8 protein-coding genes and 1 pseudogene are annotated in these 8690 nt (G+C 55.4%); 1 reads left to right on the top strand and 8 read right to left on the bottom strand.

Going from position 1 to position 8690, the window contains the following annotated elements; translation table 11 throughout:
• Positions 1-132: pseudogene (locus EN780_RS20960) on the top strand (IS481 family transposase); the annotation flags it as partial.
• A gap of 175 nt (positions 133-307) precedes the next feature.
• Here the strand turns inward: EN780_RS20960 and EN780_RS20955 are convergent.
• From EN780_RS20955 to EN780_RS20925, 8 genes are all read right to left on the bottom strand, one after another.
• On the bottom strand, positions 308-1045 hold the full coding sequence (locus tag EN780_RS20955; RefSeq protein WP_082826574.1) for a LuxR family transcriptional regulator: 738 nt from the start codon (positions 1043-1045) through the stop codon (positions 308-310).
• A gap of 870 nt (positions 1046-1915) precedes the next feature.
• Positions 1916-3322: an aminotransferase gene (locus EN780_RS20950; RefSeq protein WP_063169303.1), complete on the bottom strand. Its 1407-nt coding sequence runs from the start codon at positions 3320-3322 to the stop codon at positions 1916-1918.
• A gap of 239 nt (positions 3323-3561) precedes the next feature.
• Positions 3562-3738, bottom strand: a complete 177-nt coding sequence (locus tag EN780_RS38870; protein WP_164781893.1) for a hypothetical protein — start codon at positions 3736-3738, stop codon at positions 3562-3564.
• Between the two features lie 676 nt (positions 3739-4414).
• On the bottom strand, positions 4415-4921 hold the full coding sequence (locus EN780_RS20945; protein ID WP_126080675.1) for a TIR domain-containing protein: 507 nt from the start codon (positions 4919-4921) through the stop codon (positions 4415-4417).
• 9 nt (positions 4922-4930) lie between these two features.
• Positions 4931-5791 (bottom strand): DUF4231 domain-containing protein, encoded by an 861-nt coding sequence (locus tag EN780_RS20940; RefSeq protein ID WP_126087045.1) that lies wholly within the window; start codon positions 5789-5791, stop codon positions 4931-4933.
• A 17-nt stretch (positions 5792-5808) separates the two neighbouring features.
• Positions 5809-6396 (bottom strand): toll-Interleukin receptor, encoded by a 588-nt coding sequence (locus EN780_RS20935; protein WP_167508689.1) that lies wholly within the window; start codon positions 6394-6396, stop codon positions 5809-5811.
• 808 nt (positions 6397-7204) lie between these two features.
• The gene (locus tag EN780_RS20930) at positions 7205-7702 is read right to left on the bottom strand and encodes an Lrp/AsnC family transcriptional regulator (protein WP_126080672.1); all 498 of its coding nucleotides are present in this window, start codon (positions 7700-7702) and stop codon (positions 7205-7207) included.
• A gap of 502 nt (positions 7703-8204) precedes the next feature.
• The coding region (locus EN780_RS20925; RefSeq protein ID WP_189556633.1) for a FumA C-terminus/TtdB family hydratase beta subunit at positions 8205-8690 on the bottom strand (486 nt) is incomplete at its 5' end.

Below are 8690 nucleotides of genomic sequence, written 5' to 3'. Positions count from 1 at the left end.
CACCGCGCCGCAGAGTTGCCGGTCTGGCTGCACAGATACAATTGGCACCGTCCCCACGGGAGCCTAAAGTCCAAAACACCTATCAGTCGCCTCGCTCTAACCGAGGACAACCTGTTGAGGCTCCACAACTAGCTCGTCAGCGACGACACACCCGCTCGAGCACCCATAGACTATGATCACCGGCGCGGACTGGAAGAATACGGCTGCATCGCCCGAGCCGGCGGAACAGAAGATCTCGGCATCCAGTCAACGCTCGATACAAAGCGCGCGATCGAATGGCCCGAGCACAAGGGGATCAAAAAGCTTCTCAGACAATTGAGGACCCTTCGGACCCCAAAAGGGCTATAGCCTGATTTTGGGTTCGCACGCCTAGCTTCTTCTTGGCATTGTCCAAATGAAAAGCGATCGTGCGTGGCTTGATACCCAAGATGCGGCCGGTCACCCAGGCTGAATTACCCCGCGCTGCCCACCTCAGGCACTCATATTCGCGGGATGTCAGCGAAACCCCATCCACTGTTCGATCGCTCGGCAATTTGCGGCGAACGCAACGATGAAAGCAGGCCGCCATCAGTTGAAGAGCTTGTTCGTACCGCTCAGCGACCCGAAGAAATACTGGACGAGGCTCATCGGCGGCAAAAGTAACCGCAGCGATGCGGCCGCGGAGATCGACAATTGGGATCGTCAAACCGCAGCAGATGCTGAATTGAGCCGCCTCATCGAATAGCTGCTGTTGAGCCGGCGACATTTTATCGCCTCCCAAATTCGATCCCCAGTGAAACGGGCAGCCGCCATTTCGAGCACGCAAGACCACAGGATCGAGTTTCTCATACTGATTTTCCAGATACTGTCTGGTCCAGCGGGGTGGATAGTTTGAAATTAACCTCGGTTTGCCGGAAGGCCGTGCTGGCAAGGAGAGGTAGGCAAAGAAGATTAGGTCAAGTCGTCCGGCCGCCTCAGCCATGGCATCCCGGAAATCTGCCTCATCGATACTCTGTGACAGTCTTTCAAGGAATGTCTCGAAAACAAGTGGCATGTGCCTCGTCATCGTCGCGCTCGATTCTTCCTCTTTCTGCACGCCTTCCGGCTGCGTCGTGTATGTCCCGACAAACGTGATTGAATTCGCGGGCGTCGCTGGGCTGACCGGGCTCCAGAATGCTGCCACACTTTCGATCTTCGTCGGTCATCCCAATCATGCTGGGCTCACCCGATGGGCGTCTGGCAGACGCCTCATGATCTCAACAGCTCAATCAGAGAATCTCCATGCATTAAATCATGACCGCCCCTGCACCGACCAAATCAGGAGAAATCATCCTGCGCTGACCAAAAGCCATCATTGACCCCAGCTTTTGCAGGAATTTGGGTCGGCATTAGCATAACAATTCGGATAGCCGCTCATCCCCCACCCGGGGCGCCGTGATCCGCAAAGAAGTGTTGCGATGCTTTCTTTTCTTTGATAGGCAAATCGTCTCAACAATATTAAAATGCCTTTCCTTGTGAACGGGGTGGCGTGTGAGTATCGTCCTTCTATATACCTGACGTGATAAAATTCACCGCAATGATTATGGCCCGCTGCAATGATGTAAAGGGCACGTCTAAGCTCAATCTGCATCGGAACGTGCAGATGACCTTTACCAGACCCTCGATCCCGCACGGGCCATAATGATACTGATTACGTGGGTCAAAAAGGGCGCCCTGCCGGCGGGGAGGTACACCCGCAGGGCGCGCCGCACAGAGGTCCTGGTCGTTGGGCAACAGGACAGCGGCGGCAGAACTGATTCGGTTACAAATCGTGACTGAAATAGCCCGGAGCATGCTCAAGATCAGATATCTGGAATTCAACAGTTTTGGGTCTGCTCGGCGCAGTAGCGCGCAGGGACATGCCTGCCTCCGGACTCGCTCCTTCGCGATCGCAAAATCATACGGCACCCTCGGCCTTCAGCGCGCGATAGGTGGTATCGACCGACTTTACCGTCGCGTCGACAATGATGTCGATCTCTTTTCGGGTAATGATCAGGGGGGGGGCATAACCGAGGATGTCGCCATGCGGCATGGCCCGTCCGATGACGCCATTCTCAAACAGAGCAGCTGCAGTGCGCACCCCGACCTGAAGGTCGGGTTCGAATGGTATCCTTTGTTTTGGGTCCCGCATCATCTCCACGGCCGACAGGATACCCACTCCGCGAACTTCACCAACGATGGGATGTCCCGCCAGCTCGGCCTTCATCCGGTCTTGCCAATACGGTCCAACATCGCGGACATGCTCCAGAATATTTTTTTCTTTAAGCAGTCGAATATTGGCGAGCGCGGCTGCGGCACAAAGCGTGTGCCCCGAATATGTCCAGCCGTGGCCGAGTGCGCCGTGCTTCTCAGTTCCTTGTTCCAAAACCGACCAGACACGGTCGCCAATGATTGACCCGGAGATGGGGAGGTAGGCGGAACTCAAACCCTTTGCGATGGTCACGAAATCCGGACGCATGTTATACAGGTGGGAACCGAACTTCTCGCCGGTTCGCGCGAAGCCACAGACCACTTCATCCGCGATTAGAAGGATATCGTATTTGTCGAGCACCGCTTGAATGGACGTCCAGTACCCTTTGGGGGGCGGCACAATACCTCCTGTCCCAAGTACCGGCTCTCCGATAAAAGCTGCAACCGTTTCCGGTCCTTCGGCCAGGATCAAGGCTTCAAGCTCATCGGCACAGCGCCGGGAGAACGCTTCCTCGCTCTCCTCGACACGCGCCTGGCGGTAATAGTGCGGCGTGGTTGTATGGCGCACCAAATCCAGAGGCAGGTCGAAGAAATTGTGAAAGAAGGGAAGGCCAGTTAGGCTACCCGTGACCAATCCAGACCCGTGATAGCCGCGATTTCGCGAGATGATCTTTTTCTTTTCGGGCCGGCCAAGAATGTTATTATAGTACCAGACCAGCTTGATGTTGGTTTCGTTGGCATCGGAACCGGAGAGGCCGAAATAGACCCTTCGCATGTTCTGACCGAAATACTCGACCACGGCCTCTGCCAACAGGGCGACCGGCTCCGTACCTTGGCTGGCATAGACGTGTGCGAACGGCAATTCGTGTGCTTGCCTGGCAATGGCCTCGGCGATCTCCGTGCATCCATATCCCATGTTGACGCAGTAGAGTCCTCCGAAACCGTCGAGGCTCCTTCGGCCTTCGGTGTCCCAGATATAGACGCCTTCCGCACCGGCCATAATCCTATTTGGCGTTTCGCCTCGGCTGTGCTTGGCCAAATGCGTAGAAGGATGGAAGACGAAGCTTCTATCCTTCTCCCGGAGTTGCTCGGTTCCCAGATTGCTCAAGCGCATGTCCCTCTCCTCGCGATAAATTGGCGGAGGGCACTCGGCCAGCCACCTGTTTAGCAAATAGCATACCGGAAACGTCCCTTGAGTTTCTCGGGAATGCAGGTTATTCGCCGTGAAATTCGCGGGATCGGCCCGAATTGCCGTGAAAACTAAGGCGTCACGTTCGCCTTAGCCGAGGGTCGGGGGCGCGTCATGCAAACACGAACAGCTTACGACGCGCATGCGCCCAGCATAGTGCCCGATTAGCGGGCGATATTGACGGATGAATAGCGCTCGGGACGCTGTTCCCGCCGGCCGCGCGAGGCACGATAGAGCGCCGGCGGCCATGTTCCGCCGAACTGCCGGTCATCCCTTACATTCTGACGGTCCGGATCGGTCTTGCCGTTCCCAAGGGTGGTAATGCAGGTGATCAGGGGCAAAGCACATTCGCCTCGATCAGCAGGCAGCGGGTTCCGTGCCGCGGCACAGGCTCCAACCTGGTTGGCCAGCGCTGAGAGGCTGAGGTCGTGCCCTCGCGCATATTGATCGCTTTGGCGGTGCGGCGGCTGGTGCTCGGCAGACTTCTCGAAGGAGCATAGCCAGAAGGTTCGGCCCGGCAAAGACGCGCGGCGAGAGCTCCTTGCCATTGACATCTTGATTCGCAGCCGACCAGCGCCGCCAAGTTCTATCGTGAGCGTGTTGCCTTTCTTGCGATCGCAAATTCGTGGTTGCTGCGCAGGGCGAGCCGAGCTGCGGCTCGCAGGAGGGGGCGAGCCGACAGAATTGCGCGGCCTGAAAAGCTGCCTCCATCAATGCTGGCCGCTCGTGCAGTCTCGAAACGCTGGATCAAGCCTCAAACATCGAACAGCCGCTCCTTTTCCTCGCGAAACCAGCGCCCTCGCGCGACATGATCTTGTCTGACGATCCGACGCTTCGAGCGGGGCTCCTCTAATAGGTTGCACATGACCTGCAGCTTTCAGCCAAACTCAGCAAATCGGACGTCTCTTCTTATCATCGCTCGGCAAGCTCGGAACACGCTGGGGGACGTTGCTAAGGCTAGTCGCCGCCAGCGGATGGCGAGGATGTTTTGGCGGCTAAGTGCTTTTAGGTGGGCGATTATAAGCCGAGATCGCGATAGGTGCTTTCGCCATAGCTCCTGGCGCCATCGCCACGCTGAGCGTTTGAAAGCCGATGAAATTCGCTGGGCCAATTGGCTAGCGCGTGCTTGATGGCCTTCATCTTGAACGGCACGTGCACAACACATTTGTCCCTGATGATAGGCGGACAGCTCGCATCTTGTTGCCGCGAGCCGTTAAGGTTTGCTGCGATTATCGGCAGACCTAGATCAAGGGCCAATTCCATTTCCCAGCGCACGAAGCGAAAAAGGTTTTTCGTTTTCTCACCGATCAGGACAAGTACCTGGCTCGATCCATTCATTCTGTTGCGAAGATTGCGTTTAACATAATCTTCGTCCTGTGCTCGGCTCGTCATATTGTCCAGATCGTGAGCGTTCGCGAATTCAAAACTCACATTCTCGCTGGCATTCCACCCTTTCATAAAGCGGTATGCCCAAGCGTCTTCATCGCCGTCAAATATTACATAGGTCGGATCGCTGTATGCCATTGTTGTCTCTTAGTTGTTTTGACGAGCAACCCACTGGGTGTGCTCCCGTGAGAAAGCCAGTTCGGCTTCGTTCACCGCGGCGGAGAATGCCTCATCCGAGTTGGCGTCCGTAATAAGGTCGGCAGTCAAGCCGATCTCGTGAGCTGTCAACGTGTAAGCCGATGCCAATTCGTTAAATTTCTTGATCTGGGTCCACCCGATAAGCGAGGCGGCGATGACAATTAGCGGCTCGGTCGGCCAGCCAGGCATCGCGGGGTCAGCGATGCGTACTACGATGAACGAGAATCCCAGAGCGTATGCAAAAATACCAAGGCCCATCCAGACTTTCGCGGACCTCTTGTTCGAGCGCGCCTTCTTCTCGTACCACTTCCGCTGGTCGCAGATTCGTCTCTGCAGATATATGTCTTTTCTTTCTTTTAGCGGGGAGTCCCTTATCGACATCATCTGGTCGGTTGTTTGGGGGGATGCTGAATCGGTGCCGCTCAACGCGCTACCAAGGTGACGATTGCTATCAAGGATACCTTCCATGAGCTTTCGAAAATCAGCTCTGGCGTCAGCGGCGCGCGCGTCATCGAACGGCTGTGCTCGCATCGCGAAGCGCCAAGTCAATGTCTTCACCGACTCTGCAAGAGCTCGAGCCTGATACCAGACCTGCTCGGGCTTTGTGACCGACCGGAAAATGAGGACTCCCATTGAGCAAAGAAATACCGCAGCATAGACACCGAAATAGGCTTTTGATGGCGACAAGTCCAAAGAGAGCACCGACGCTAAAAAAAGAAGAACGTACTCTGCCCGGATCAGGCGGAGAAACGTCGCCTGCTGCTCGTTGGATGCCACGTCGGCGCTATTATAGAGTCCAGGATATTTCATTTTTGAAGCACACCAGTCTATTTTGTGGCGGTAAATTCTTTAAGCCAGGATTTGGCAAACGTGAGGTTAGCAGTCGAGCTTACAGAGCCTATTCTTGAGCGAGGCGCGGTCCCTCTGTTCATAAACAGGAATGCAGGTCCTGTCCCATCAATGTAAGGGTATAGGCCCAAAAATTCTTGCCCGGAGAATGTTTCCGAAGAATTTTTTGCCACGGGCAGAACCGCTACCGCGGTCCGAAACCCATCGAAAAAGCCAAGCTCCCAAGGCATCCATCTGGATTCTGGAGAATTGTTTGAATGCACATAGATTAGCGTCTTTGACTGCCTCATACGGGTCCGCAGCAACTCGGCGGTGGCCGAGGAGACCTTTGTGCGGTCCAGTTGTGAATCTTCGACCCAATCTACGTAAGCAGTGAACCCAAGCTCCTCGAAAATTCGCTTCACACCGAGAATGATCTCTGCGTCCTTGAAAGAATGTGACAGAAAAACGTCGAATGAAGATCTGGCTGTAGCTGCGGCCGTCTCTTCCTTTAGAACGATCGATGCGGCTCTATGTCCTCGACTGGCATTCGCAACTCTTTTCAGCTCTGCCTCGGTCAGTAGCACTATTCAAATCCCCCATGATCTGTTCGCAATCTATGAACTTGACGCCCATTCGATTAAGCGACCCTTGTCTTGTGAAAACTGGCACCATGCTCTCCAGCCGGTAGCGCAACCTCCACCTTCTCAAAGACCACGTCGGCTGGCAGGAGTGACCGGCCTTGTCACCCACCTACGCGACCCCGGCACAGCCATGCTCCTCGCTTAGAAGGCTGCGAGACCAGCGATGTCAAACAGGACAGACGATCTCCTAATCTCGATCAGCAACGAACTTACGACGTAAAAACGCGATGGAGCGATCTCCGAATGTCCGCAGGCGTCGAGGGCCGGGTTGGTCGCCAGGGCCGAGCGGGCCAGCTTGCACTCCCGCTACCCGTCGGCTTGCCAAACCCTCGCTGTAGATTTCGCCCCCCCCACACGGATGCGCTGACCGCGACTAAGCTCAATCGCCACTGATCGCCAATCCAGGGCGAAAGTTCCCCCCTTGAAGTAGCGGTAGAGGCATTTTTTCGGCACTTCGCATCTTAGATATGGACGCCTCCTCAACCAGGCACGATCCGGTTTGGCTTCTCGCCGTAACCGTGCTGGCCAAGTGCGTCCGATGGCTGCTTCGATCCGTCTCCTGGAATGATCGGTTCCAGATTGCTCAAGCGCATCGTCCTTCCTCGCCATCAACTGGCGGATAGCGCTCGGCCACCTTTTTCCAGCAATTAGTATACCGCAAATGTCCCTTGAGTTTCGTCGGAATGGGCGCCTTTTGCCGACGAATCTACGGGATCCGTGCCAAACGCCGTTGAAACTTAAACTTTCGCTTTCACCGTTGCCTCAGGGCGGACAAAGGTATCGGTGAATTGGACTTCACTGGTTTCGTGACGACAAGGCTATAGTATTGATCAATCCCCAAGCCTGCCTGCAGCAGTCCCTCCATGAAATCCTGATAGGCGGCCATAGAACGAGATGCGACCCGCATCAAATAATCCACGCGCCCCCCAATTGCCCAGCAGTCCAGGATTTCCGGAATCTCTTGGATTGCAGTTTCGAAGACTCGTTGGTCCTCAAGACGATGGCGATCCAGCACGACTTCTACCATCACAAAGATCATGCCGCCGACGAGTGCAGGACTCAGTCGCGCATAAAATCCCTCAATAATTCCTGCGGCCTTGAGTGCTCGGAGCCGCTCCGAACAGGCCGACGCCGAAAGATGAACTCGTTTTGCAAGCTCACTTTTTGAAATCCGACCGTCTGCCTGAATCTCGGAGAGAATCCGGACGTCCCAACTGTCGAGTTGCACGGGATCGGGTTTCGACTTCATAACCTGTTGCTCTCAAGCAGCGATCGACAGCGCGCCGTGTGCCGATCAATTCTATTATCATTGAAACGACCGAATGTAGCAGTGGAAGGCATCCGTTCCAGGCCCGAGATGTGCTAGAATGGGTATGAAAATCAGCTAAGGAGAGCGATCCGCTGAGAAAAGCTGCAGAAGTAATTTGGCTATCGCCCCAGCGCCTAACGGGCAATGGTGCAGCTGGAGAGGAAGTCGGCGGCGGCAGAGACCTTCTGATAAATAAAATAGATAACCCATTTTCTTGAATCCCCGCTACCGTACTTGATAGACGCGCGACTGCATTCGAGCCTCGATCGCGTGGACGGCATACTCAATGCAGTATTCAGTGGCACATTCAGCTATTGGGGTGAATTGAAGGCCTTGCTCGTCCGGCTCGCCGAGGCGCAAGGCACCGCAAATGCCGCTCGTCGTACGGCGTGCCCAACAATTTGACGCTGGTGTCTGGCCGAAATCGCCTAACTGGGAAGATTCAAACGCCGATGTTGCGTGCGATGCTGTCGGCCGCCATACGCCTACGCCACTCGAGAGGCCCGGAATTGTGAATGGAGTTTCCCTCAACATCGACGGCCATGATAACAGGCATGTCCTGCACATCGAATTCATAGATGGCTTCCATGCCCAGGTCTTCAAAGGCAACGATCCGCGCCTTCTTAATCGATTTTGAAATCAGGTACGCAGCGCCACCCACTGCAGCAAGATAGGGCGTTTTGTGTCTTATAATCGACTCGATGGCCGCCGGTCCCCTTTCCGCTTTGCCGATCATCGCAAAAAGGCCGGTTTCGGCGAGCACCTTGTCCGTAAAATCGTCCAAGCGGCTGGAGGTTGTTGGACCGGCGGGTCCAACGACCTCATTCCTCACTGCCCGGACGGGACCGACATAGTAGATCACGCGTCCCGTCAGATCGACCGGAAGCGGCTTGCCGGCATCGATCAGCTCGACCATTCGTTTGTGGGC

This window comes from Mesorhizobium sp. M4B.F.Ca.ET.089.01.1.1 (genome assembly GCF_004022605.1).
GTDB lineage: Bacteria > Pseudomonadota > Alphaproteobacteria > Rhizobiales > Rhizobiaceae > Mesorhizobium > Mesorhizobium abyssinicae.
This window is presented reverse-complemented; position numbering and strand designations above follow the sequence as displayed.